Raw genomic sequence first — 25,903 nt, 5'->3', positions numbered from 1 at the left:
CCAGCGCGATCTCTGTCATTCATCGGTCTCGTCCGCTTGATGGAATGGAAACTCACGCCGTGCCTACCGCGAGAGGAAACGAAGTTTTCGTCGTTTCAGTCACCTGTCGTTCACCCGGCATAGCTGCCAAAAGCGTGCGCGTATATTCGGCCTGCGGACTGGCAAATACGCTGTCCACATCCCCTGATTCAACGACTTCTCCGCGGTAAAGTACCAGCACACGGTCACAAAGATAGCGAACGACCGAAAGGTCGTGCGATATCAAGATGATCGACAATGCCCGCTCCGTCCTCAGTCGGCGAAGAAGCTCCAGAAGCTGAGCTTGTACCGAAACATCCAGGCCCGATACGATCTCGTCGGCAATGAGTAATCTCGGAACCGTACAAAGTGCGCGTGCGATATTCACACGCTGTTTCTGTCCCCCGGACATTTGCGATGGATAGCGGTGCGCCATTTCGGGCGACAATCCAATCTCCGACAGCAGTTCGGCAGCGCGACTTGCACGGTCAGCAGCACTGCTGTTCATGACTTCCATTGCCTGTGTGACGATCTCGCCTACACGCCGACGGGGGTTGAGCGCAGATTGCGGGTCCTGAAATACCATTTGTATGTGTGACCGTCTGAAGGCAGTGGTTGCGCGGTCGCTGCCGCTAACATCACGGTCCAGCAGTGTCATGTGGCCGCCACTGGTCTTTTCAAGGCCAGCAAGGAGACGGGCGAGCGTACTCTTGCCGCTGCCGCTTTCGCCTACAACCCCAAGAAATTCGCCCGCGGCCAGATCGAAGCTGGCTGATTTCACAGCCTGGAAAACTTCCGCCTTTTGGAACAATCTGGATTTGGTGACATAGGCTCGGGAGATTTCACGGGCGCTTAACAGAGGTACAGCGGAAGCGTCTCGCTTGTGGTGTTGCGGCGGCGGCGGAGCTTCAATTGCGGAGGTAGTCTCAGGCTCGAAGCAGTTTGATTTGTGGCCAATGCAAACCTCAACGGCAGGTGGGCGTTGAATTGAACATCGTGGTTGCGCGACCGGGCATCTGGATGCAAAGGAACAACCCGTGATCTCGCCCAGGCTCATCAAACCCGGCATACGATCAGGAAGAATGAACAGTCCGCGCCGTTCGGAAGCCGTCGGCGGAATGGCTAGTTGCAGAGCTCGTGTGTAAGGATGGGCTGGACTGTCGAAAATTTGGCAAGCCGTGCCTGCTTCGACCTGTTTGCCAGCATATAGCACCAACACATCGTCACAGATATCCCGAGCCAGCCTCAGGTCATGCGTGATAAAGATTACGGCGGTGCCATAGCGCGCCTGCATTTCCCTGATCAGGGCAACGATCCTTGCCTGAACTGAAACATCAAGGGCGGTCGTCGGCTCATCCGCAATCAGCAATTTGGGCTTGCTGAGAAAAGCCATTGCAATCAACACACGCTGACACATGCCACCTGAAAGCTGATGTGGATATTTCTCCAGCACGCCTGATGGATCGTGCAAATGCACACCTTCCAGGGCCTCGACAGCATCAGTCCGCCAGTTTGCGGTCGAACTACGCCGCGGCGCTGCTGCAATATGGGCCATATGCTCGCGGATTTGCTGGCCGATTGTCAGCGACGGATTCAAAGCCGCCAGTGGTTCCTGGGGAATAAATGCAATATCGCGTCCAAGAAGGTGACGCCGTTCGGCATCACTGAGCGCGAGCATGTCACGCCCATCAAAATGCAGTTTTCCGCCGCCCGCAGCAAAGCCATCCGGCAGCAATTGGGCAATGGTGCGGCCTATCATCGATTTGCCAGCGCCGGACTCGCCGACGAGACCCAGAACTTTACCGCGCTGCAGCGTAAAGCTCAGGCTGTCGAGGACAGTGAACTCACCTTTGGCATTGGCCAGTTTGACCGAAACCTGTTCAACCTCAAGCAAACTCATGTCAGGCGCGCTCCGTCTGGGTCAAGCGAGTGTCGATGCTGCGGCGAAGCCCGTCGCCGAGTATGTTGAAGCCAAATACCGTCAGAAAAACGACGAATGCCGGGAGTAACAAGCTCCATGGCGCGGTATAGATATCCTGACGCGCATCGGCTATCATTTGGCCCCAGGCAGGCACCTCGTTGCCGACGCTCATGCCCGCGAAGGACAAGATTGCCTCAACCACCACAGCAACCCCCATCTCCAGGCTCATCAATGTAATGAGCAGCGGCAAGGTTGCTGGCAGAACTTCGCGCAACACCGTTCGAAGATGTGAGAAGCCTAGCAATCGGGCCGCCGCGACATAATCCCGATGGCTTACTACCATTACTTCCGCCCGCAGAACACGGCAGAACCGCGTCCAATCCACCAAGATAATGGCAAGGATCACATTGAAGAGACCTGAGCCTAGGCCAACCATGAGGATCAGGGAAAGAACCACCGGCGGAAAAGAAAGCCAGACATCAATGATCCGACCGATCAGCCAATCTACCCAGCCGCCGCAATAGCCGGCCACATGAGCCAGTACAGCTCCGAGAAGTGTGGCCCCTGCGGTGGCAAAAACCGCAACAACCATTGCAACACGCGCACCGTAAAGGAGACGCGAAAGAGTGTCGCGACCAAGGCTGTCTGTTCCAAACATATGGGCGGGGTCAGAACCCTCAACCCAAAATGGCGGCAGCAGCGCAGCGATGAGGTTTTGTTCGTTTGGATCGTGTGGCGCCAGTATGGGAGCCAGCACAGCAGCCAGTGCTATAAACATCAGGATAGCGAACCCGATGAGACTGCGTCCGTTTTTAAGCCAAAGGGGAAATCGTTTCATGACTCAGCGCGTCCTCAGTCTGGGGTTCAGGACGAGGTATAGTGCATCGACCACCAGCGAAATCATCAATGCCATAATGCAATAGGTCAGCCCTACGGTCTGAATGACGGGCAGATCGACGTTGCGGATCGCATCGATCATCAGATTGCCAAGACCGGGGTAGGAGAAAATCATCTCTACAAGTAAAGTGCCCCCGAACAGAAAACCAAACTGGACTCCCATAAGACCAAGGGTCGGCAGGATTGCATTCTTAAGCGCGTGACTGACCAGCACTTTTCGCTCGCTCAGTCCACGCAGCCGGGCCTGGTGGATGTAGTCCTCCTGATAAACATCGAGCAGACTTGAGCGCAGCACTCTCATAATTGCAGGAGCAGCAGCAATCCCAAGTGCGGCGCAAGGTAGAAGCATATGGCGCAATGCACTGAAAAAAGCGTCCGGTCTTCCCACCAAAAGTGTGTCTAGTAATAGAAAGCCCGTAACCACTGGTCGTTCAATGCCTGGATCCAGACGCAGCATGAAAGGCAGCCATTGAAGCCAGACGCCGAATATCAGCATCAGGATCAGCGCCAGGAGGAAATCGGGCAGTGACAAAAGGGCTATGGAACCGACATCAAGAGCAGCTTCCCCGGAGGTTCCACGGAAATGAAACGCTACCAGCCCACCGACAATCCCCAACAACGCGGCCACGATCATGGACAAAAATGCAAGTTCGATCGTGGCCGGCAGCGCTTCACCCACCAGTGTCTTTACTGGCTGGCGAAGCTGGATCGACATGCCGAAATCCCCGCTTAACATCTGGCCCATCCAGATACCGAACTGTGTCGGCAAAGGCTGGTCCAGTCCCATCTCATGGCGCATGGCCTCCAGCTCAGCCACCGTGGCGTTCGGAGGCAGTGACATTGCTGCGGGATCGACGGGAAGCAGGCGTAAAACGGAGAATAGCAGCATGGCGACAATCACAACTGTCGGGATCGCGACCAGAAACCGTTTCACGACCATTTTTAGGATCGTGGCGAACATTAGAAATCCGTAGCGTTGAAAACTTCGATGGGGAAAGCCGCAGGCTCAAACAAGCCACACGGCGAAACGTGATTATTTCCAACGCAACGTCTGTCCAAGCACCCAGCCGTTCTGGAATTTCTTATAGTCCAGATCCGCTTTTCGAACCAAAGTCTGGACACTCTGTAACAAAGGAATGCTCGCTCCCATTTCTACTGCCTTCCGGTTGACTGCACGATATCCTTCGATACGGCTTTCGTAATTGGCCGTATTGAACAGATCACGAATGGTCTGTCCCGGCTCCTCCGCGTGCCAAACGGAGAATGGGAGATCTGGATTGAGCATATAACCCGTGAAGATTTCGGGGTCGCCGGTGGCGTTATCCCAGGCATATAGGGTCAGGTCCGGCAGACGACCTCCGCGGTTGAGTTCGAAATATTTGGCATATTCGATCACCTCCAGCTCAGCCTCAATCCCGACCTTTTGCCACATCGCCACCAGCGCGCGCGCAATATCGTAATCTGATGGAAAATGGCCGTTTGTGGTTGCAAACTTCACTTTGGCTGGCTTACCCGGACCATAGCCAGATTTTTCTAGAAGTTCACGGGCTAGAGCCTGATCATAAGAGAACGTGAAGTCGGAAACGTAGCCGGGAGTACCGGGTGTTACCGGCACTGCCAGTGGAACTGCCGCCCCTGCAAAGAAAGCGCGGGATAGTGCCGTTTTATCAATTGCGTGATGTAGAGCCAGACGAAGATTTTGATCCGCCACAGCATTGTCATGGCGGATTTGGATGAGGACTATGCGTGTCACCGGATTGATTTCCGCGGCAAGACCGGGGACCGCGCCAAGACGCTTGGCTTCGCGCACCGGGACGTTAATCGTGAGGTCGGCCTGCCCCGATTGAAGCGCGGCAGCTCGCGCTGAAGGATCTTTCACCACATTCACGATAACACGGCGCATCGCGGGCCTTTCGCCCCAATAATCCTCATTTCGTTCAAACACCATACGACTGTTGATTTGATATTCAACCAGCCTGTACGGGCCCGTGCCGATCGGCTTATCTCGAAAAGCCTCAATACCGACCTTGGTTATGTAATCCTTTGGAACTACAAAGTTGGCCATAAAGGCCAGCCATTGCACAGCTGTGGGCATTGGGCTGGAGAAATGGAACACGCCCGAATAGTCGTCATCAAGCGTAATATCAGTAATATTCTTCCAGATATTAGCCGTATCGATCTTGTTTCCACCATTCAGGCTTTCCCGAACGCGCTCATACCAGTTGAAGCGAATGTCCTGAGCAGTCAGCTTGCTTCCGTCATGGAAAGTCACACCCTGGCGCACCTTGAACGCAAACGACAGCCCGTCATCCGCTAGCGACCACTCGGTCAGCAGACCGGGAACAAAGCTTAGGTCTACATCCTGCATAACCGGCTGCTCAAACAACATCTTATAGACTGGCTGGGCATCCGGCTGCACGCGCTGGCAAGGATCCCATGAAGGCACGTCTGACGGCCACGCGATGGTAATGCTGTCCTTGTCCTGAGCAAGAACGCGGATGGCGGTTCCCATATTCAGGAATGCTCCGCCCAGCCCCGCACCAAACAGGGTAAGCGCGCGGCGGCGCGTCAATTCAAACGTCATAACTACTCCCCTTTGAAGGCTGGCATTCTGCGAATGCTGCTTCCATTTGCGGCCTATCGCAGACGGAACTCCTCTTATTCCGCCCAAAAACAGTATTCTGTTTATACCCATACGATAATTATCTCATCGCTTCCGTCAAGAGAAAATGTAAAAAATGTCTTTTTGAATGCAGTTTCCATATTGTAGAATAGCGCTGTATTGAATAAAATGCGCCGATAAGCCCCCAGTTACTGAATTTACCTGCCAAAAACCCCGAAATCAAATTTCTATAAACGGTATACAGTATGCAGAATTTGGATGTGGATCGCCCTACCGTTACCTCTGGAGGAGAAAGCCTTCGTCAAAGGGTTTATGATGAGTTGCGATTAAAAATCCGACATGGTGCGTTTCCGCACGGGACAAAGCTGGTCGATGTGACAATTGCCAAACAACTCGGAATATCCCGGATGCCAGTGCGCGAGGCGTTATTGCAGCTCGCTTCAGAAGGGCACGTGCAATCCACCACTCGTGGCTTCGAAGTTCGAAAACCAGACGCGACCGATATTGCCGAAATTTTCGAAGCCCGCCGCTTGATTGAGCCGCAAGTAGCGGCTAACGCGGCGCGTGTTCTCAGTGTGACTGACCTCGACCGGATGGACGCACTTGTTGAACAGGCTTCTAAAGCCGTTGAAACGGGCGATTCCCTTTTGCTTGCTACCGCAAATACAGAATTTCGCGCGCTTTGGGTATCAGCCTGCCCAAACCGTCGGCTTAGTGAAATGCTTCAGCATTTCACGGACCAGGTCGAGATCGTAAGGCACGTGACGCTGGTAGACCCGCATACGCAGAAAATAGTGCTGAAGGGAATGCGCGATCTTCTCGCGGCATTTCGAGCGAGAGACACTCTGGCGGTTGCCCAGCGCATGTACATATTCGCCTGCGATGCGGAATACGCCTTCTCGCAGCTGCCATACATTGTCGCGGAAAGGGAGGATTGATCATTCTCAAGTTCTGCATTCGAAGGAACACCCTATAATGTCGCAACACCATATCTCGTGGACAATCGAGCGTCCCTCCTTGCGGCGTCACATTCTGGAACGCGGCACCGTTGCGCTCCATTGGCTAGCGCTCGGCAATCCCGCGCTGGTTGAAATCGCAGAAGCCAGCGGTGCGGAGGGCGTCGTCCTCGATCTTCAGCATGGATTGTGGGAGCGGGCGGCACTAGAAGCTGCATTGCGACCCATTTCGGGAGCGCCATGGCGTCTCGTGCGTTTGGCTGATCATGACCGCGCAGGGATAACCACCGCTCTGGATGCCGGGGCGGACGGCATTATCGCACCACTGGTTGAAAATGCGGGACAGGCTCGTGACATTGTCGCTTCTGCGCGTTTTGCCCCAGCGGGGAAACGTTCTGTCGGCGGTATTCGCCCGTTGAGCGGAAACCTGGCGGAGTATCTCAAGAAATCGAACGACAATACCGCCGTTGGCGTTATGATTGAAACGGTGGCCGGGCTTGAAGTGGCCGAAGATATAGCTGCGACACCCGGACTCGACTTTATCTTTATCGGCGCCGGGGATCTTGCAGTGGATTTGGGCGAATTTCCGGATCCGGGCCCACGCCTTGCAGCAGCGCTGCACCGGATATTGAGCGCCTGTCAGACTAGGGGAATAGGCTGTGGCATCTACTCTTACAGTGGCGAGAACGCACGCAGCCGCAGGGCAGAAGGATTTGCAATAACCGTAATGGCCAGCGATGTGACAGCAGCGCAATCAGGTTTTCGTGCGGCTGCTGCCGCCTATACGCAAATAACCTGAATCAGCTCGCGGTAAATGTTGGCCCTTTGCATGCGAAACCGGAACGCCTATCGGCCTTTCGGCTCATATTTTTGCCGAAAAGCCGACCTTGTTCGAGCGTGGATCAACAGACTGACAAACGCTGCCTAAGCGACAGCACGGATTTGCGATCGAAGGAAGTTTCGTGTTTCCTGTTCCCGTGGATGGTCGAATATCTGGTCGGGTGTTCCTTGTTCGATCAAGACGCCCTTTGAAAGAAAACAGATACGGGTCGAAACCTCTCGTGCAAATGCCATCTCATGGGTGGCCATGAGTATCGTCATTCCGGTTTGGGCCAGTTCGCGCACCAAATCCAGAACTTCTCTGACCAGAGCGGGGTCAAGGGCAGAGGTTATCTCGTCCATTAGTAACACGGATGGTCGCATGATCATGGCCCTGACAATAGCCACACGTTGTTGCTGGCCACCGGACAACTGGTCGGGCCGCGACTTGGCCTTATGGTCCAGGCCAACACGTTTCAGCATGGCCATCGCTTCCGCAGTCGCCTCTTCACGCGACAGGAGTTGTGTCTGGCGGGGCGCAAGAATAACGTTCTCAAGTACGGTCAGATGGGGGAACAGATTGAAACTTTGAAAGATCATGCCGACGCGCCGGCGCAACCGCACGAGATCGACTCCCAGTCCAGTGACAACATCGCCCTGCAGTGCGATTTGCCCAGCGTCGATGGCCTCCAGACCATTAATGCAACGCAGCAACGTTGATTTTCCGGAACCGGACGCACCAATCAGACAGACAACCTCATGGGCATTGATGGAGAGATTGATGCCCTTGAGCACCGGAAATGTCCCATAAGATTTCTCGACATTTGATATCTCGATAAACGCACTCATGCCGAGCCAACCTTTGCGCTCCTGGCGCGTCGTGCGAGAAGATAATCGACGAAGCGCGTCTGCGGAATTGTGATTAGGATAAAGAAGATACAAACTGTGGTTACAGCCGACAGGTTGTAATGATTGGCCGCATAGATTTTGGCCTGAGCAAACGCGTCGATGATCCCGACGATATTGACCAGAGCCGTGTCCTTTTGCAACGCGACAAAACCACCAAGCAAAGGCGGCACAACGCGACCGATACCTTGCGGGAGTATCACGTGGATCAGCGCGCTCCGGGGTGTCAACCCTAAGGAAAGCGCAGTCGAGTATTGGCTGGGATGAACCGACTCGATCCCGGCGCGGAATATTTCGGCGTTATAGGCCGCATGGGTCATAGCCAGCGCAATGACCGCATAAACAACAGGATTTGCCTCACTGATGACCGGTATTTCAGCAAGTGGCAGGCCAAAGCAGATGAGATAAATGACGACGACAGCGGGAAGTCCGCGAAACAGGTCAATGTAACCGATTGCCAGTAATCGCACGGGGCCCATCCCCTTGCCGGGCAACAATCGCCCAAGGGCGAACAACAGACCAAGAATAAGCGCCAGAATTTCCGCGCCGATCGCCAGCGAAATATTGATCGCGAATGCTTTTGCAGTTTCGACCATGCTGGTTCTGATCAGTTCACCACGCAGAAACGTATCGCGAATTGCGCCATCGCTGACCGTCAGAAAGAAACCGACCGCGACCAGCACGGCCATGAAGACGGAAAGACCAATTGCGATCGAAGAAAAGTCGCGCGCCCGTTGTGCGAGGGCGCGCGCTTCAACCACGTTGCCCTGCCGCCAGCACTCCGCCGCCCTGTCTGCCTTCATAAAACTGGAAACCAGCGAAGGAAAAAGGATAAGCGCGACAAGTGCAGCCACAACCGAGCCAGCGAACAAGGATGAGGCGCTGCCAAATTGCGGCGCGGCATTTGAAGCCACCAGAGCAGCGCTGGCTATAACCGCCAGCACCATGCTCAACGCAACGATCTTTATCTGCATTGTCGGCGGTGGCGGGACCACACCGCCTTGCGGTAGCAAACTATTTGAAAAGGACATTTCCGTCTCAATCGCAGCCATGATTTTACTGCGCTTTCCAGAGCGGCAGATCATTGGGATTACCACCCATGAATGGCGCAAACTGCTCTTCAAGCAAGCTATCTAGCCGTCCCTCGGCGCGCAGATCGGCAACGATTGAGTTGACAATTGCGGTGTTTGAAGAGCCTTTAGGAAGAAGTATTGAGGCGTCACCGCCCACATCATACTGACCGACGACCTTCAGTTTATTATCCGTCTGCTTCGCCGCGATCATCGATAGCGTTGTGTCCAGAAGCACAACATCGATCTGGCGAGCCCTCAAGGCGGTGACCATATCATTGATGCTCTGGAATTGTGCTGCGGCTTCTTTGGGTTTCAAAACGTCCGAAACGAACTTCTCCTGAATAGAGCCAATCAGGATGCCAATTTTGGCATCCTTGATCGTTTCAGGCGTGATGTCATTCTTGGCGCGCACCAGAACACCCGTGTTGACGCGCAGATAGGGTTTGCTGAAATCAGCAACGGCCTCACGAGCAGGCGTTTTGAAAAGCTGCATGATTGCGACATCGTAATTCTTTGTCCGTCCGGTAATCAGCGCATCAAACGATACGTTTTTCACCGTCACGCCTGGAAGGCCTCCACGATGTGCAATCTCGGCCGCAAGACAATAAGAGTAACCGCTTTTGATATCCTGAGCGGTGTCACCGTTGTAATCACCAGGTGCAGGCAAGGTAACCTGCACCGTAAACGTGTCAGCAACAGCGGGCGTCAGCTTGTATCTCCCAAATTCACCCGTGACCTTGCAATCGCCGTAGCCGCTGGCGGCGGCTGCGATTGACGTCACGGACAAGACGGCTGCCGCCATTATCGTATTGAAAAGAAGATATTTTTTCATTCAAGTTCCCCTTTTTGTTCTTGTCAGAGCGCGTGGCTGCCGATGACGCGACCAAGATCGAAGTCGAACTCCTGATGGTCGTATCGTGCGGCGACAACGCGCAGCGGACCCAGCTCGGACATGGAATCGCGCGGACCGCTGGTGATATCCAATGTGGCGTCAACCGCTACACTCGAATGGAGAAGCGAATTGGGATAGCTCACCTGCAAAACTTCGGCTGTGTGTGGCTTCTCGGCATGAGAATTGCCGATATGACGAACCTGAAGATTGTTCGCACCAATATCAGGAGCGCCATACTTTTCAGGCCAGTTTTCCGAAAGCTGCTCCTGCCGGAACGTCACGTCCGAAGTGAAGAGCAAGTCACCGCGGCGTGAACATTCCAGATGAATGCCCTTGTCTGTTTCGTTCCAGACAAAATCGCCACCCTTTTTGGGCCACGGCCACATTTCACGTCCAGCAGCTAGTCCCATATCCACATCAATATATTCAAGCGCGCATGTCTTCCCGATTGCCTCGCCATATCGGCATGGGAAGTTGATAGCGATATTGCACGAACCCAGATAGCCTTCAACTTCTCCGATTTTCAGCCAGCTGATGAAAACGAAATCCCCTGTGCTTTCCAAGGGCGCTGGCAACAGTTTCTGAACTCTGCCCGGTTCCGCCGCACAGAGAAGCATGATGCGCTTGCAATCATGGAAGCGATGCGGCGGCGGGTTGTAAAGTGGCGTCCACATAGGAATGGATATTGAAGGGATCGTCATCATAAAGCTCCAAACTAGAATGGAATCTATTCTAGTTTTGTGATAGCTTCAATTTTGCGGGTCGTCAAGAGCCCGGAAATATGGCAATCCATTCCCATCGGGCAAACGTCAAAGAATATGATCAAAACTATTTCGGACATCGACATTGGCAGTGCGTTGAGGCGCTCCCCCACGCAGCAACGCAGCAAGGCGAAGGTGAAACGCATTCTCGAAGAGGCTGATCGCCTTCTTCCGGAATTGGGCTATGACGCGCTTGTGCAGGCGCCTTGGCCCATCGTCGAAGCGTCGGGCGTGACGGCGGGCGTATTTTATAATTACTTCGAGAATGGCGAGGCCGTGCTGGAAGCGCTGAGCATCCTCTATTTTGAACAGGCAAGAGCCCTGATCGACGAGTTGCTGGCGGATGATTTTCCGACATGGGAGTCGGCGATTGACGCGATCAATGATCGGTTCGCAGAATTTTATGGCCAGCCTACTGTGCGGGAATTATGGTTGAACAACCGACTGACACAGGTCGCAAAACTGGCCGGCAGGGATATCAATGAACATATCCACAAGGGCATCGTCGAGCTGATTGAGCGCTCCGCCCACGGCGATATCAAGTTCAGCCCCATTGGCGCAACGTTCCTTTCCTATCTTGGAGATCGCTTGTTGCGCTATGTTTTCGAACAGGAAGAAGAAGCGCGGCCCGCTTTTATCGATGAAGTGAAACGGGCGATGAAAAGCTATACGGCGACTTACGCAGTCGGTCCTAAGATCGCTGATTGATTCCATAAATACGGATGGTTCTTTGAAGACACCACAGGTCAAATCGATAAGAGCCCTCGCCCGCGGCCTGGACGTCATGCAGCTTGTGCAGGCGGCCGGCGCGGTGAGCTTGAATGATCTCCACCGCATGTCCCGTCTTCCGAAGGCGTCCCTGCTCAGAATATTGAAAACCTTGATGGAGCAGGGAGTAATCTGGCAGCGCATTGCGGATGGGTCCTATCTTGCCAGCTACTCGCTTAGCGAACGCGCGGGACAGGTCAGTCGCGAGATGCAACTGATCGAAATCTCCTCCCCCATACTCGAAGCGTTGTCCGATGAGGTGCGTTGGCCCTCCGTACTGGCGGTTCCGCGGTTGACACATATGGAGGTGTTAGAGACCAATGCGCCACGCAGTTACTTCCATCATATTCCACTTGGACCAGTCGGCTTCGAAATCAATTTTCTGCGCTCCGCCACAGGACGCGCCTTCCTGGCCTATTGTGAAGACGCCAGACGGGAAGCGATCCTCGACATGTTGCGCCGCTCCGGTCGCAGGGGCGATCACATCGCTCAAGATGCGGCTTTGGTGACGCGAATGATCGAAGAGACCCGGCAGCGCGGTTATGGATTGCGCGATCCCGATTTCGGCGGCCATTTCGATGAGGGCCGCCTCAACTCCGACGATGGCCGCGATTCCATCGCAGTTGCGATCCAAGTTGAACGACATGTGCCGGGCGCTATCAACCTCACATGGGCGAAGAAGGTTCTCCCGCGCAACGTGGCCGCAGAGCGATACGCAGAGCGCCTGACAGACGCGGCCAATGAGATTGCCCAAGCGCTCAAACGCTCCTTTGATGTTTCACCTGGTGAAACTATGCGCCGTGACTGATTGACACTTTACGGGCCGGGCCGTAGCCATAGAACCTACCAAAGCATGAGGCGAGCACGGCCTCGAAACCCTGAGGAATGGTTTCTGGTCAGCCTGCGCGCCGCCCATTCAGGGAGGAAAACCATGAAATGCAGGCGCCGGATAGCCGCGCAAACGAGGAACTGCGCCCAATATTGTCCGAGTGAGCAGAGGGCGTAAACTCATGTCTCTAACTCGTGATGATGTACAAGACATTATGCGTCTGGTTGAAAGCTCTCAGTTCGATGAACTGAAGCTGGAGATTGGAGATCTGAAACTCGAAATGCGGCGCGGTCTGGTCGAAACGCTATCACCCACGCCAGCCGATACGAAACCGCATGTGAGGCCGCCAGTTGTCTCTGGTGCTGCGCCGGAAAAGCCAACTCTCGTGGCAGATGGCCTCATCGATGTGGCGGCTCCGCTGCTTGGCACGTTCTATCATGCTCCAAAGCCTGGCTCCGAGCCCTTCATCAAGGTCGGGGATGTTATCGACCAGAACGCGGCGATAGGCATCATCGAAGTGATGAAACTTATGAATTCCGTAACAGCCGATGTCGCCGGTGAGGTTGTCGAGATTGTCGCTTCCGATGGCAAGCTTGTTGAGTACGGACAGGTGCTCATCCGGATAAAGCCGGTCTGAACATGGCGCAAATCAAGCGAATACTTATAGCGAACCGCGGAGAAATAGCGGTGCGGGTGATACGGTCTTGCCGTTCGCTCGGGATCGAAACAGTGCTTGCGGTCTCCGAAGCAGACCGCGACACGCTGGGGGCGAAACTCGCGACCCAAAGCGTCTGCATAGGGCCGTCGCGCGCGACTGAAAGTTACCTGAAGATCGATACGATCATTCACACGGCTCTCGCCGCCAACTGCGACGCCATCCATCCCGGCTATGGTTTTCTGTCGGAAAACAGGGCCTTGGCGGACGCGTGTCGCGAGCATGGACTGATTTTTATTGGCCCGTCTCCGGAGCAGTTGGAAGCGGTAGGCGACAAGTTGATCGCCCGACACCACGCAGAAGCGGCGGGAGTGCCTCTGGTGCCCGGTGGATCGGTCGCGTCCCTCGATGAAGCTGCAACAATCGCAGAAACTATCGGCTTTCCTTTGCTGGTGAAGGCGGTTGCTGGCGGGGGTGGGCGCGGAATGAAACGTGTGGACCATGTCGAGCAGCTCGGCCCCACCCTTGATCTGGCGATCGCTGAGGCGACCGCCGCCTTTGGCGACGGGCGTGTCTATCTTGAACGCTTCGTCAGCGTGGGTCGACATGTCGAGGTGCAAATCTTGTCAGACGGCGACACCGTCTTGCATGTCGGTGAAAGGGATTGCTCGGTCCAGCGGCGTTATCAAAAACTCGTCGAGGAAGCGCCAGCGCCCAGACTATCGCAGACATTGCGGCGCGGTTTGCACGAAGCGGCGCTGGCTTTCGCCCGCCATATTCAATACCGCTCGCTTGGCACCGTCGAATTCCTTGTCGATGTGGAACGTGAAGCTTTCTATTTTCTTGAAATGAATGCGCGTATCCAGGTCGAACATCCCGTTACGGAAGCGATATCGGGTCTCGACCTCGTCGCCCTCCAGATTAAAATTGCTGAAGGAACTCCCCTGCCACTAGCCCAGGACGATATCATACTGGACGGCCACGCCCTCGAATGTCGTCTCAACGCCGAGGATATTCAGGCGGATTTCCGTCCAGCGCCAGGCCGCGTGACACAGGTATGGTTTCCTTCACTACCGGGACTGCGTGTGGACACACATATGCAGGCTGGCGCGATGATCTCGCCTTTCTACGATTCGATGGTGTGCAAGCTCATTGCCTGGGGCAAGTCGCGTGAGCAGGCCATCGACACCATGCTGCAAGCGCTCAGGATCAGCACCCTGGAAGGGATTGCGACCAATGCGGCTTTGCACCAAGCCATCCTGTCAGACGCCTCGTTTCGTGAGGGGGGTGTCGATACGAATTACCTCGCCAGGTTATTGCCAAAAGTCCTGAACCCTGTGGAGGAAACCCCATGACCGTCGACCTTATCGACACGACGCTCCGAGACGGCAATCAAAGTCTTTGGGGCGCAACGGGACTCAATACGGCGCAGATGCTCAGCATCGCTCCCGTTCTCGACCGCGTGGGCTACGCCGCGTTGGACTTCACGACATCGACGCATATGGCAGTGGCTGTACGCTATAAGAAGGAAAACCCATGGGAGCGGTTGCGGCTTATGCGCGAGGCCATGCCGAACACGCCGCTGAGTTTCCTCACCACCGGCATGCGCTTCATTTCATGGGAGGTGGCAAGTCATGAATTGATGGCGCTGGCCTTTCGTTTGCTTGTCAATAACGGCATTCGTCGGTTCGCCGTAATGGATCCGATGAACAATGTCCCCGCCATGCTGGAGATGGCGGATCTGGTTCGCAAGGCCGGAGGCGAAACCATCGTGGCGGCGATAACCTTCACCCTCAGTCCCGTCCACGATGATAATCATTTCGCCGCCGCTGTGCGTGTTCTCGCCCAATCAGGGAAATTCGACAGGCTCTATCTCAAGGACCCAGGCGGACTGATCACGCCAGAAAGGGCAAGGACACTGTTTCCAGCTCTCAACGCTGAAACAGGTTTGCTCCCCTTCGAGTTCCACTCGCATGCAACGATCGGACTGGCGCAATTTGCCTATCTTGAAGCGGCGGATTGCGGTGTCTCGTGCCTGCACACAGCCGCGCTCGCAGCAGCCAATGGCAGTTCCCAGCCGCCGGCGGCGACCGTCGTGCGTAATCTCCGTGACATGGGCCATAGCGTCGATGTCGACGACGCCGCATTGGCCGAAGTCGACACCTATTTCAATGCTCTCGCCTCGGCGGAAGGGCTTCCACCGGGCGCGCCGCAGGAATTCGATAGAAGCTATTTCCGCCATCAGATGCCAGGCGGCATGCTGGGAACGCTGAAACGGCAGCTTTTGGAAGCCAATCGCCTCCATCTTCTGCCTCAGGTCTTGGAGGAAAGTGCGCGTGTGCGCGCCGAACTCGGCTATCCAATTATGGTGACACCCTTCAGCCAGGTCGTCGGCACACAGGCACTACTGAACGTAATCAGTGGCGAACGCTACCAGACGATTCCGGACGAGGTGATCCGATACGCCATCGGTCGTTTCGGCGCACCAGCCGTTCCGCTCGACCCGGATGTGGAAGACAGGATCAAATCGTCGAAACGCGCCATGGAACTCGAAGACGAACCAGTCATGTCTCCGCTGTCCGAATTGCGCAAGCGGTTTGGAAAAGGTCTATCCGACGAGGAGTTTCTGCTGCGTGCGGTGATGCCGTCCGAGCAAGTCGATGCGATGCTGGCTGCCGGCCCTGCGCACCGCATCTACGCGCCCTTCGATGCGCCAACCAAATCCTTGGTAACGGCTTTGAGTTTACGCGCGGATATCAGTTCAATTCGGGTCACCAAGCCCGGTTTCAACCTCGAACTGCGCAAATCCGGAGCTTCCCAATGAACAACCCGCGAAAAGCGATACGAGCTATTATCTTCGATATCGATGGCACGCTGGCGGTCATGGACAAGGCGACCCACACCTATACGGCGTTGCCGGGAGCCGTTGAGACCATCGCCGCCTGTCGCGCGGCGGGCTTGAAGACCGCAGCCTACACGAATGGGACGTTTTTCCCCCCAGCCGATTATTATCCGCTTCTGACGGCCGCTGGCCTCGCCTTCGACAACGGGCATGTTCTAACACCGGCCAGCGTTGCCGCGAAATACCTGACCGACAACGGTCACACCAGGATCATGGTGCTCGGCGCGGAGGGCACACGTGTTCCACTATGCGAAGCTGGGCTGGACGTTTTGACGCCAACCCGCAATACGCCGAAGGTGGATGCTGTTCTCGTTGGTTGGACGCGCGACTTCGGATTACCGGAACTTGAAGCGGCCTGCGAGGCCGTCTGGAACGGCGCGGAACTCTTCACAGTTTCCGACGCACCCTACTTCGCCTCGGGCAACGGACGAATGCTCGGTGTTTCCGGGGCGATCGCCGCCATGATTTCGCAGGTCACTGACGCCAGACCAATCGTTCTTGGAAAACCTTCGACACTCGGGCTCCATCTAATCTGCAATTTTCTGGATGTCCATCCGGAAGAAACACTCGTCATCGGCGACGATCCAAGCTTGGAAATCCGGATGGCGCGGGAGGCGGGAGCGCATGCCGTTGGAGTCACCACCGGCATCTCGGATAGGCAAGCCTTCGACCGCGTACCCGAACCAGCCCGGGCCCATCACGTGCTTACCGGACTTCAGGACTTCAACCCGAACAACTGGCTTTAAGCCGAAGCAACATGCCAGGGAGGAAACGGCGTGACCAATGAAGGTGAATTTCTGTGGTCGGCCTCGCCGGAGCGTGCGGCGAAGGCCAATCTCAGCCGCTATATGGCGTGGCTCAAGCATGAGCGTGGCCAGTCGTTCGACGGATATCCATCGCTTCTGAACTGGTCAATCACTGATATCCCCGGTTTCTGGCGATCGATCTGGGATTATTTTGAGATCATTCACGATGGCGAAATCGACGCCATCGTGACAAACGACCCTATGCCAGAAACACGCTGGTTTACCGGAACACGTCTCAACTATGCTGAACACATCCTGCGTCACGAATTCGACGGTGACCCGAGCCGTATTATGCTGCGTCATTGCTCAGAATTGCGACCACTCGGCGCCGTTAGCTGGAGAGAGGTTGCTGGCAAAGTCCGCAAGCTTGCAACGCGACTTCGCGCCATGGGCGTCACAAAGGGCGACCGTGTTGTCGCTTATATGCCCAACATTCCCGAAACTGTTATCGCCAAGCTCGCCGTCACCGCAATCGGCGCGGTCTGGTCTTCGGCTGCGCCGGAGTTCGGCGCCCAGACTGTGATTGATCGGTTCCTTCAGATCAAACCAAAGCTGGTCTTCGCCACCAATGGCTACCGTTACGGCGGCAAGGACTTCGACCGCACACCGCAGCTTGCGCAGATTCTCGTCTCTCTTCCCGAGGTCGAACACCTCGTCATGCTCGATTACCTGCCTTCGGCTCCGAAGACAGTACCGGGCTTCGCGGGACAAATCCTTTATTGGGACGATATGCTTATCGGCGCCGAGGTGACACCCGAAAGCTTCGCCTATGAACGGGTGTCTTCGGATCATCCGCTGTGGATCCTTTTTTCCTCAGGCACCACGGGTCTACCGAAACCGATCGTCCATGGACATCACGGCATAGTGCTCGAGCACTATAAATCGGCCGCGTTCCATTTCGATCTAAAAGAAAAGGACTGCTTGTTTTTCTATTCCACGACCGGCTGGATGATGTGGAACACCCTCATGTGGGGGCCACTTATGAGTGCGGAGGCCGTACTTTATGATGGCCATCCGGGCTACCCCGACCTGCGGTTTCTCTGGAACCTCGCTGACAAGACCGGCGCAACCGTTTTCGGCACCAATCCGACCTTTCTGCAACTGGTCCGTCAGCAGGGAATACGTCCTGCCAACTACGCTCCGTATTCGAGGCTGGAGTCAGTGATGCTGGTTGGTTCTCCCGCCACCCCGGAAGTTTTCGCCTGGGTCTACGACGCGGTCAAACCCGACCTGTGGGTCACTTCGCAGTCTGGCGGCACGGAATTTTGCAGCGGAATTCTTGCAGGCGCGCCCCTCCTTCCCGTTCTGGCGGGAGAGATTCAGGCTCGTGGCCTTGCGACCGACGCGCAGGCTCGCACCGAAACCGGTGACGCCGTCATCGATGAAGTCGGTGAACTCGTCATAGCCAAGCCTATGCCATCCATGCCGCTGCGTTTCTGGGGTGACAAGGACAATGAGCGCTACCGCGCCTCCTACTTTGTCATAAATCCGAACGTCTGGACGCATGGCGACAGGGTGAAGTTCAACAGTCATGGCGGCTGTTTCGTCTATGGACGCTCGGACGCCACCTTGAACCGCTTCGGTGTGCGGATCGGATCGGCTGAAATCTATCGCACGCTGGAAACCTTCCCGGAGGTGGTCGACAGCCTCATCGTCTGTATCGAGGAAGACGATGGCGGCTATTACATGCCGCTCTTCGTCCAACTGGCGCAAGGCAAGGCCTTCGACAACACTTTGATAAAAGAGATGAAACAACGACTGCGTTCGGAACGCAGTCCCCGCCACGTTCCGGATGAAATAATCGCTGTACCGTCAATTCCGGTGACACTGACCGGAAAGAAAATGGAAATTCCAGTCCGTCGCCTGCTTCTGGGCGATAAACTCGAAAACGTCGCGAACAAAGACGCGATGAAAAACCCATCGGCGCTCGATTGGTTCGCCAGCTTCGCTGCAAAGCGGGGCAACGACATGAAAGGCAACCATCATGGTTGATTTTGCAAAGATCCGTGCGATCGATTTCCACACCCATGCGGAAGAGCCGTGCGGCTGCCATGCCGATGATGGCTACGATGACCTGCAGGCTTCCATGGCCAAATATTTCGGGGCGCCGTGGCGACATCCGCCAACAATCGATCAAACAGCGGAACATTATCGCCTTCAAAATATCGCCGCCGTCATTTTCCCGGTCGACGCTGAGCGCGAAACAGGATACCGCCGCTATAGCAATTATGAGGTCGCAGCCGTCTGCGCCAAGCATTCCGACATCCTCATTCCTTTCGCGTCGATCGACCCGCACAAGGGAAAACTTGGCGCTCGGGAAGCCCGAAATCTCATAGAGAACCATGGCGTTCAGGGGTTCAAATTCCATCCGACCATGCAGGGTTTTTATCCCAATGATCGGCTGGCCTATCCTCTTTACGAAGCAATCGCGGAAGCTGGAAAGCCCGCGCTTTTCCACACCGGACAGACCGGGGTTGGCGCCGGCATGAGGGGCGGCAACGGTATGCGATTGAAATATTCCAACCCGATTTATCTCGATGACGTGGCGACGGATTTTCCGGACATGCCCATTATTCTCGCGCATCCATCCTTCCCTTGGCAGGAGGAAGCGCTAGCGGTCGCCACCCACAAGCCAAATGTCTATATCGATCTCTCCGGCTGGTCGCCGAAGTATTTCCCCGACATCCTTGTGCGTTATGCAAATACGTTACTGAAGCGGAAAATGCTCTTCGGCTCGGATTGGCCCATGATCTCACCAGAGAAATGGCTGGGCGCTTTCGAGACTGCCGCGTTTCGCGACGAGGTTCGCCCCCTTATCCTTAAAGAGAACGCGATGCGGCTGCTTGGAGTGAAGGGCGCGCCTTAAGAAGCTGGCCGCTCAATTCCGTTGAAACGATTGCTCGCCCGGATAACGGTTGGCGCACGCGGAACTCTCGCCCGCGGAACGGTGCGAAAACTATTGAACCAGCAGAGAAGCCAGGAAGGACGCTGGACAATACATCGATATCTGTAATGTTTGAAAATGGGAGGAGAACCATGTCGAACGAACGCCCGCGCGTCCTGATGATAGTGACGCAGGATACGAAACGGATCGAAGCCGCCTATATGCGCGGTTGCCTGGAAGAGGCCGGATGTGATGTCATCCATCTCGATCCGTCAGTCCGCGAAATTATCGGCGGCGCTGAGATTTCGCCCCATCAGGTTGCAGCCGCGGCCTCTTCCACACTCGAGGAAATCAGAGCAATCGGTCATGAAGGAAAGATCCTTGAAAAAATGATCGAAGGTGCGATCGCGGCAGCGCATCAAGTCCATCGTGCAACCCCCCTATCCGGTATTTTATCTGTCGGCGGTTCGATGGGAACAACGATGGGCACGTCGGTCATGCGTTCCTTTGCCTACGGAATGCCCAAACTGATGATCTCCACGCTCGCCTCTGGAATGACCGCCGGTTTCGTCGGCGTCAAAGATGTGGCTATGCTCAATTCCGTATGCGATATCTCGGGTTTGAATTCGATTTCCCGAGACGTCTATCGGAACGGTGCCTTCGCTTTGGCCGGCATGGCCAAAGGCTACGCGCCCACCTGTGCATTCGAACAGAAACCGCTTATCCTCATCTCAACATTAGGCACGACTGAAGGTTGCTGTCGCGCCGTGCGAGAGGGTCTGGAAGCAGACGGTTTCGAGGTCATGGTGTTCCATACCACCGGCAATGGCGGTTTGACGCTGGAAACAATTGTCAATGAACGTAATGTCGCTGCTGTCATCGACATGTCTCTGGTGGAGGTCAATGATTATCTGCAAGGCGGTCTTTGCGCGGTCGGACCACACAGGGCGACCACAGCTGTCAAGAAAGGCGTGCCTGTCGTGTTTGCTCCGGGCAACGTCGATTTCTATATCATGCCTTCTGCTATGGCGGCGCAGGAAAGTCCGTTCAATGGACGCGATTTCCACGTCCACAACGCAGCGCTAACAGCGGTCAGGACGACTGAATCCGATCTGGAAAAACTCGCAGCGCACTTAGCCAAAATTCTCAACGAGGCCGCCGGACCGGTTGACTTCATTGTTCCCCTGGGCGGCTTTTCCAGCCACGACAGCACAAAGGGCGCGCTCTACAGGCCTGATATTCCACCAGTCTTCGCGCAACAATGCGAAGCCGCCTTTCCAAGCAACGTTAGCCTAAAGAAAGTTGCTGCACACATCAACGATCCGATATTTGCGGAGGCCCTGCTTGCTTCCGCACGAGGGATGCTCAGTCAGACAATAGAGAGCCTCCAACGCGTCTAAGTGAAGAAATTGGCCTTCCTTCCGCAGGGAGGCCTACTCACGCGCTATGCCCCTTGATTGCCAGTCAAGATTCTGTCTCGGGAGACGCGGCGTCCTATCGCCAACTCTCGCCACAATTCTTTCTCTACTGGCCGCAGTATCCATCGTCATATTCAACGTTTGGCACAATATATATCGTGAGCGTTGCGGGCAGAATAACATGAGGCAATTTGCATCGGATGGAAGAGCTTCAGTGGGCTTCACGCATCTTTGCCGTTTTTAACCCAGAAAATTGCCGAATTCCAACGGGAACTAACATGAGCAAGCCCACCATCGATGAGTAAATCTCCGGTGCAACTAACAGAACCGCCGCCAAGATCATAAGGATGTTCTCCCAAGGCTTTGTTCTCACCAACAAAAAGCCAGAGAGCGCAGCGCCAAGTGCGGTAATACCGATGGCGCAACCGAAAAACGCTATAAAGAAGTCAGGCCAGTTGAAATTGGATGTTACCAATAACAGCGACGGCGAGAAAACGAAGACAAACGGCACCAATACTTTGCCCAATCCCAAGCGAAACGCCGTATTACCGGTCTTGAATGGATCGGCCCCCGCCATACCCGCAGCTGCATAGGCGGCGAGCGCCACGGGTGGTGTTATGTCGGCCAGAACGCCGTAATAGAATACAAAGAAATGCGCGACGATGGGCTCCACACCAAGAAGCCCCAGAGCAGGTGCGGCAATCGTGGCCATAATGATGTAGTTCGCCGTTGTCGGAATGCCGCACCCCATGAGGATGCAGACAATTCCGGTCATTATGAGCGTAAAAAGGAGTGTGAGACTCTGCGGTCCAAACCAGCTAACTGGCAGGATCGTCCCAGTAAAGCCGGCGAGCTGGGCGGCTGTCGATGTTACTATATAGGAAATTTTGAAACCAACCCCGGTGAGCGTTACCACGCCCACTATAATGCCGACAGTAGCCGCCGCTGCACCAACGGCAAGAGCGTATTTCGCACCGTCTCGCAGACCGTCAAGTATCTCCCCCACCGTCATGCGCTTGCGGGGATTAAGAAGGCCGACCGCAATACACAAGGTTATACCCCAGAAGGCCGCGAGATAAGGCGTATAACCGGACAACAGAACACCAATAAGCACCACGAGTGGAATGACTGTCGGCCAATCGCGCTTAAAGGCCTCACCGAGATCTGGCAACTCCTCCTTGGTCATGCCGCGCAAACCATTGCGCTTGGCCTCAAAATGAACCTGCATCAACACACCGAAAAAATGCATAAAGGCCGGCACAATAGCGGCCAGGATGATAGTCGTATAAGGCAAGTTGAGAAATTCGATCATCAGGAACGCAGCTGCACCCATGATCGGAGGCGTAATTTGTCCCCCCGTTGAGGATGCCGATTCCACCGCTGCCGCGAAATGCCTTTTATATCCAAGCCGGATCATCGCAGGGATAGTCAGAGAACCGACCGTGACCGTGTTGGCGACTGAAGAACCAGAGATCATACCGAATAGCGCTGAGCCAAAAATCGAGACCTTTGCAGGTCCGCCAGCGAAGCGCCCTGCCACCCAGGCTGCACAATCAAGAAACAACTGGCCCAAACCGATACGGGTCGCGAAAACACCAAACAAGACAAAATGGAAGACATAGGTGGCAACGACGCCGAGCGCGATACCATAGATGCCCTGTGTCGTCAGATAAAGATGATCAATCAATTGGCTTACAGACGCACCTGGATGAACCAATATGCCGGGCATGTGGCGTCCATAGAGCGCGTAAAGCATGAACAGAATTGAGATAATGGGCAGCGGCCAGCCCACCGAACGCCGTGTCGCCTCCAAAAGCACTACGACCAACAAACCTCCAAGAACAACGTCTATGGTGGTCGGGTTGCCAACCCGGAAAGCAAGATCGTCAAGCGGTACTAAAGGGACGTGGAGTACTGCCACAACAGCGATAATCGCCAACGTCCAGTCAATGATCGAAATACCGAGAGGCCTTAGCAGCGAAGAGGTTTCAGGCTGATCATAACCTTTGCGCGAAAAGGGGAAGACGAGAAAAACCAAGCCCAACACGAAGGAAAGATGGATGCCGCGATGCACCATTTCCGATAAAAGGCCGAAACCCGCAGTATAGTAGTGAAACAAAGATAAAACGATGAGCAGGAACCCGGCGATACGAGCGGCAATCGGTGCCAGCGGGCGAAACCGTATCTCGGAATCGAACTGCTCTTCAAGCTCTCTCGCTTTGGCCTCATCCAATTCCATGGGCGAAAGTTTCGTTTCTTGTCCGTTCACCACACAAGCCCTCGTTAGTTTCATATCCATCTGGATATCATGAAACCCATCCTTGCGCGGCCACCGGTCTGGTGCCCGCATCTCGGAGTACTGTTTCAACGCGTCCATTCATTCCACTTGGAAAGGATAGGCTTACTTGAGAACACCTGCTTCCTTGTAGAACCGTTCCGCACCTGGGTGCAGCGGAATTCCAAGACTGGTGGTTGCTGTATCAAGCTTGATAAGCTTGCCTTTTGCGTGACCGGCATCAAGAGCCTGCCTGCTTGCATCATTGAAGAGAGTTTTTGTGATGTTGTAGACCAGTTCATCCGGCTGCTTTGCGCTCGTCACCCACTGAGCCGCAACGGCGAGCGTTTCTGTCTGTCCAACATCCTTGTAGGTATCCGCCGGCACAGTATCCTGTGAGAAGAACGTGTATTTTTCTCTGATCTTTTCAGCCTCGGGGCCAGAAATCGGAACAAGAGAAATGCCATTCGATGTAGCAAGTTCCGAAATCGCTCCCGTGGGGTATCCACCAACGAAGAAATAAGCATCGAGCGCGCCATCCTTCAGACGCTCGCCCGCCGGACCTGGCTTCAAATGCTCTGCTTTCACGTCACTTTCACTCAGGCCATAGGCCTCAAGAACGATCCGAGCATCAACAATCGTACCAGAACCCGGCTCATCAATCGAAACGCGCTTCCCCTTAAGGTCGGCAACAGATTTGATCCCTGCATCTTTACGCGCTACCAGATGTATGGTTTCAGGATAAAGTGTCGCGATCAGACGCAGATCTTCGACCTTGCCCTTGCCGTCATACAAGCCAGTGCCAGTGTGAGCCCAGTAAGCAACATCCGACTGCGTAAAGCCAGACTCCAGTGAACCAGATTGTATCGCGTTGATATTGGCGACCGATCCGTTGGATGAAACAGCGGTGGCCACCAATCCAGGGACACCTTTATCCCCGGCACCGGAAATAGCATTCGCGATCAGCCCACCGATCGGGTAATAGGTGCCTGCCGTTCCACCGGTGCCGATGCGAAAAAACGCAGGAGTTTGCGCGAAAGCAATGCCCGTTCCAACGGCAACCATGCCTGCAACAACAGCAAATGCTGCTCGACGACTGAACTTTCTCACTGTCATGTTTCTCTCCGTTCCCTCGTTAATTTTGTTCAAATTATGTCTTGGAGCATGAAAAGCTAGCTATCGCTTGTCAAGCGCTCTATCGGTCTTCTATCGCTGCTGCCGCCCTGAAAGAATTACCCATTCAGCAAAATTGAAATTTTCGTCACTTATTCAATGTATAATTGAAATTATTAATTTTATATATTTGATTCCCATCTAAATATTATTATTAATAATAAATACAATACGTTATATATATAGTATCAGCGATATTTCGGCTTCGTATGCTGCTTTATAAAGCACGAATCTATATTGATGACGTCAGATTTCCAAAACAGTTTGGGATTCTAAAAAGAATGCTGTAGCGTTCAGCAAGTCTGTGGGAGGACATTTTCGAATATGACAGAAAAGCATTCTGCATAGACTTTTGTCTGATCGCTGAAATGATAGTCCAGCGGTATCTTTCGAGGTGAGGAGGGAACATGCAATTTTTTAATCGTAAAACTACTGTTTCTCTGGCCATGGCTCTAGGATTAGCCGTCGGTGTAACGCAAACACGAGCTGAAGAATTTGTAAATATTCTGACGGGCGGCACCAGCGGCGTCTACTATCCGCTCGGGGTCGCGATGGAAAAAATCTATTCGAGCATTCCCGATGTGCGCCCCTCGGTTCAGGCGACCAAGGCGTCCATCGAGAATATCAACCTAATTAATAGCGGCCGCGGGGAAGTCGCCTTCACGCTGGGAGATTCCCTGCGCGACGCTTATGAAGGCAATGAAGCTGCGGGCTTTAAAAAGAAGCTCACCAATCTCAGCACCCTTGCCGCGATATATCCGAATTATGTCCAGATCGTCGCCTCCAAGGAATCCGGCATCAAGACATTGGCCGATCTCAAGGGAAAACGTCTTTCCGTCGGCGCGCCCAAATCGGGAACCGAACTGAATGCGCGCACCATTCTGGAGGCTGCCGGACTTTCTTATGACGATCTCGGCAAGATCGAATATCTGCCCTTTGCAGAATCTGTCGAGCTGATGAAGAACCGCCAATTGGATGCGACCTTGCAATCTTCCGGACTTGGCGTAGCCTCGCTGCGCGACCTGGCCAACTCCGTGGACATCAACGTTGTTGAGGTTCCCGCCGACATCATCGAGAAAATCGGCGCGCCTTATCAGGTCAACACGATACCGGCGGATACCTACAGCGGACAGGACAAGGATGTCACCACCGCGTCTGTTATCAACTATCTGATCGTTCGTCCCGACCTGGACGAAGAGCGGGTTTACCAGATGACCAAGGGTCTGTTTGAAAATCTTGACCAGTTGGCTGGGTTCTGTTGCAAACTTTTCGTCAAGGCTGACGCATGTAGCATTTCGGCTTTTCATGGGCAGAGAATTTCCGATGT

At 54.6% G+C, this 25,903-nt stretch carries 22 protein-coding genes; 12 read left to right on the top strand and 10 right to left on the bottom strand.

The features are described 5' to 3' along the window. Nucleotides 1–52: 52 nt before the first annotated feature. From FIC94_RS20935 to FIC94_RS20920, 4 genes are all read right to left on the bottom strand, one after another. Entirely contained in the window at nt 53–1,918 is a 1,866-nt protein-coding gene (locus tag FIC94_RS20935) for an ABC transporter ATP-binding protein (protein WP_140026284.1), read from the bottom strand. Nucleotide 1,919: 1 nt separating this feature from the next. Then, nucleotides 1,920–2,777, bottom strand: a complete 858-nt coding sequence (locus FIC94_RS20930) for an ABC transporter permease (protein WP_140026282.1) — start codon at nt 2,775–2,777, stop codon at nt 1,920–1,922. Nucleotides 2,778–2,780: 3 nt separating this feature from the next. Next, nucleotides 2,781–3,797 (bottom strand): ABC transporter permease, encoded by a 1,017-nt coding sequence (locus FIC94_RS20925; protein WP_210237314.1) that lies wholly within the window; start codon nt 3,795–3,797, stop codon nt 2,781–2,783. A 72-nt stretch (nt 3,798–3,869) separates the two neighbouring features. Further along, a complete protein-coding gene (locus FIC94_RS20920) occupies nt 3,870–5,420 on the bottom strand; it encodes an ABC transporter substrate-binding protein (RefSeq protein WP_180918087.1) in 1,551 nt (516 codons plus the stop codon). Nucleotides 5,421–5,704: 284 nt separating this feature from the next. Between FIC94_RS20920 and FIC94_RS20915 the strand changes: the two genes are divergently transcribed. Next, nucleotides 5,705–6,397, top strand: a complete 693-nt coding sequence (locus FIC94_RS20915) for a GntR family transcriptional regulator (protein WP_140026279.1) — start codon at nt 5,705–5,707, stop codon at nt 6,395–6,397. Between the two features lie 37 nt (nt 6,398–6,434). Next, on the top strand, nt 6,435–7,214 hold the full coding sequence (locus FIC94_RS20910) for an HpcH/HpaI aldolase family protein (RefSeq protein WP_180918085.1): 780 nt from the start codon (nt 6,435–6,437) through the stop codon (nt 7,212–7,214). Nucleotides 7,215–7,339: 125 nt separating this feature from the next. Here FIC94_RS20910 and FIC94_RS20905 read toward each other — a convergent pair whose 3' ends face one another. From FIC94_RS20905 to FIC94_RS20890, 4 genes are read right to left on the bottom strand one after another with little or no spacing between them, the layout of a single operon-like run. Beyond that, nucleotides 7,340–8,083, bottom strand: a complete 744-nt coding sequence (locus FIC94_RS20905) for an amino acid ABC transporter ATP-binding protein (protein ID WP_140026277.1) — start codon at nt 8,081–8,083, stop codon at nt 7,340–7,342. Then, nucleotides 8,080–9,192 (bottom strand): amino acid ABC transporter permease, encoded by a 1,113-nt coding sequence (locus FIC94_RS20900; protein ID WP_180918083.1) that lies wholly within the window; start codon nt 9,190–9,192, stop codon nt 8,080–8,082. The genes FIC94_RS20905 and FIC94_RS20900 overlap by 4 nt, the downstream gene beginning before the upstream one ends. A gap of 4 nt (nt 9,193–9,196) precedes the next feature. Continuing rightward, nucleotides 9,197–10,045 carry an ABC transporter substrate-binding protein gene (locus tag FIC94_RS20895; protein ID WP_140026275.1) on the bottom strand — a complete coding sequence of 283 codons (849 nt, stop codon included), beginning with the start codon at nt 10,043–10,045 and terminating at the stop codon, nt 9,197–9,199. A 23-nt stretch (nt 10,046–10,068) separates the two neighbouring features. After that, on the bottom strand, nt 10,069–10,779 hold the full coding sequence (locus FIC94_RS20890) for an acetoacetate decarboxylase family protein (RefSeq protein ID WP_268967500.1): 711 nt from the start codon (nt 10,777–10,779) through the stop codon (nt 10,069–10,071). A 144-nt stretch (nt 10,780–10,923) separates the two neighbouring features. On the opposite strand from FIC94_RS20890, the gene FIC94_RS20885 reads away from it, so the two are divergent. The 9 genes from FIC94_RS20885 to FIC94_RS20845 all read left to right on the top strand — a co-directional run bounded on the left by FIC94_RS20885 (nt 10,924) and on the right by FIC94_RS20845 (nt 21,110). Beyond that, on the top strand, nt 10,924–11,574 hold the full coding sequence (locus FIC94_RS20885; RefSeq protein WP_140026273.1) for a TetR/AcrR family transcriptional regulator: 651 nt from the start codon (nt 10,924–10,926) through the stop codon (nt 11,572–11,574). A 22-nt stretch (nt 11,575–11,596) separates the two neighbouring features. Beyond that, nucleotides 11,597–12,442 carry a helix-turn-helix domain-containing protein gene (locus FIC94_RS20880; RefSeq protein WP_140026272.1) on the top strand — a complete coding sequence of 282 codons (846 nt, stop codon included), beginning with the start codon at nt 11,597–11,599 and terminating at the stop codon, nt 12,440–12,442. 202 nt (nt 12,443–12,644) lie between these two features. Continuing rightward, complete coding sequence (locus FIC94_RS20875) at nt 12,645–13,100, top strand: acetyl-CoA carboxylase biotin carboxyl carrier protein (RefSeq protein ID WP_140026271.1); 456 nt, start codon at nt 12,645–12,647, stop codon at nt 13,098–13,100. 2 nt (nt 13,101–13,102) lie between these two features. Next, nucleotides 13,103–14,473, top strand: a complete 1,371-nt coding sequence (locus FIC94_RS20870; protein WP_140026270.1) for an acetyl-CoA carboxylase biotin carboxylase subunit — start codon at nt 13,103–13,105, stop codon at nt 14,471–14,473. Then, entirely contained in the window at nt 14,470–15,942 is a 1,473-nt protein-coding gene (locus FIC94_RS20865; RefSeq protein WP_140026269.1) for a biotin carboxyl carrier protein, read from the top strand. Before FIC94_RS20870 ends, FIC94_RS20865 begins: the two co-directional genes overlap by 4 nt. Further along, nucleotides 15,939–16,766, top strand: a complete 828-nt coding sequence (locus tag FIC94_RS20860; protein WP_140026268.1) for an HAD-IIA family hydrolase — start codon at nt 15,939–15,941, stop codon at nt 16,764–16,766. The genes FIC94_RS20865 and FIC94_RS20860 overlap by 4 nt, the downstream gene beginning before the upstream one ends. A gap of 30 nt (nt 16,767–16,796) precedes the next feature. Next, nucleotides 16,797–18,818, top strand: a complete 2,022-nt coding sequence (locus tag FIC94_RS20855; protein ID WP_140026267.1) for an acetoacetate--CoA ligase — start codon at nt 16,797–16,799, stop codon at nt 18,816–18,818. Beyond that, nucleotides 18,811–19,692, top strand: a complete 882-nt coding sequence (locus FIC94_RS20850) for an amidohydrolase family protein (RefSeq protein WP_140026266.1) — start codon at nt 18,811–18,813, stop codon at nt 19,690–19,692. Before FIC94_RS20855 ends, FIC94_RS20850 begins: the two co-directional genes overlap by 8 nt. 170 nt (nt 19,693–19,862) lie before the next feature. Next, on the top strand, nt 19,863–21,110 hold the full coding sequence (locus FIC94_RS20845) for a Tm-1-like ATP-binding domain-containing protein (RefSeq protein ID WP_140026265.1): 1,248 nt from the start codon (nt 19,863–19,865) through the stop codon (nt 21,108–21,110). A 229-nt stretch (nt 21,111–21,339) separates the two neighbouring features. On the opposite strand, the gene FIC94_RS20840 is transcribed toward FIC94_RS20845, so the two are convergent. Both FIC94_RS20840 and FIC94_RS20835 read right to left on the bottom strand, forming a co-directional pair. Then, a complete protein-coding gene (locus FIC94_RS20840) occupies nt 21,340–23,421 on the bottom strand; it encodes a TRAP transporter permease (RefSeq protein WP_180918093.1) in 2,082 nt (693 codons plus the stop codon). A 108-nt stretch (nt 23,422–23,529) separates the two neighbouring features. Continuing rightward, on the bottom strand, nt 23,530–24,519 hold the full coding sequence (locus FIC94_RS20835; protein ID WP_140026264.1) for a TAXI family TRAP transporter solute-binding subunit: 990 nt from the start codon (nt 24,517–24,519) through the stop codon (nt 23,530–23,532). Nucleotides 24,520–24,983: 464 nt separating this feature from the next. Here FIC94_RS20835 and FIC94_RS20830 point away from each other — a divergent pair. Next, the coding region (locus tag FIC94_RS20830; protein ID WP_235892079.1) for a TAXI family TRAP transporter solute-binding subunit at nt 24,984–25,903 on the top strand (920 nt) is incomplete at its 3' end.

The organism is Ochrobactrum teleogrylli, from assembly GCF_006376685.1.
Taxonomy (GTDB): Bacteria; Pseudomonadota; Alphaproteobacteria; order Rhizobiales; family Rhizobiaceae; genus Brucella; species Brucella teleogrylli.
The sequence above is the reverse complement of the archived record's forward strand: the minus strand, read 5'-3'. Positions and strand labels throughout refer to the sequence as shown.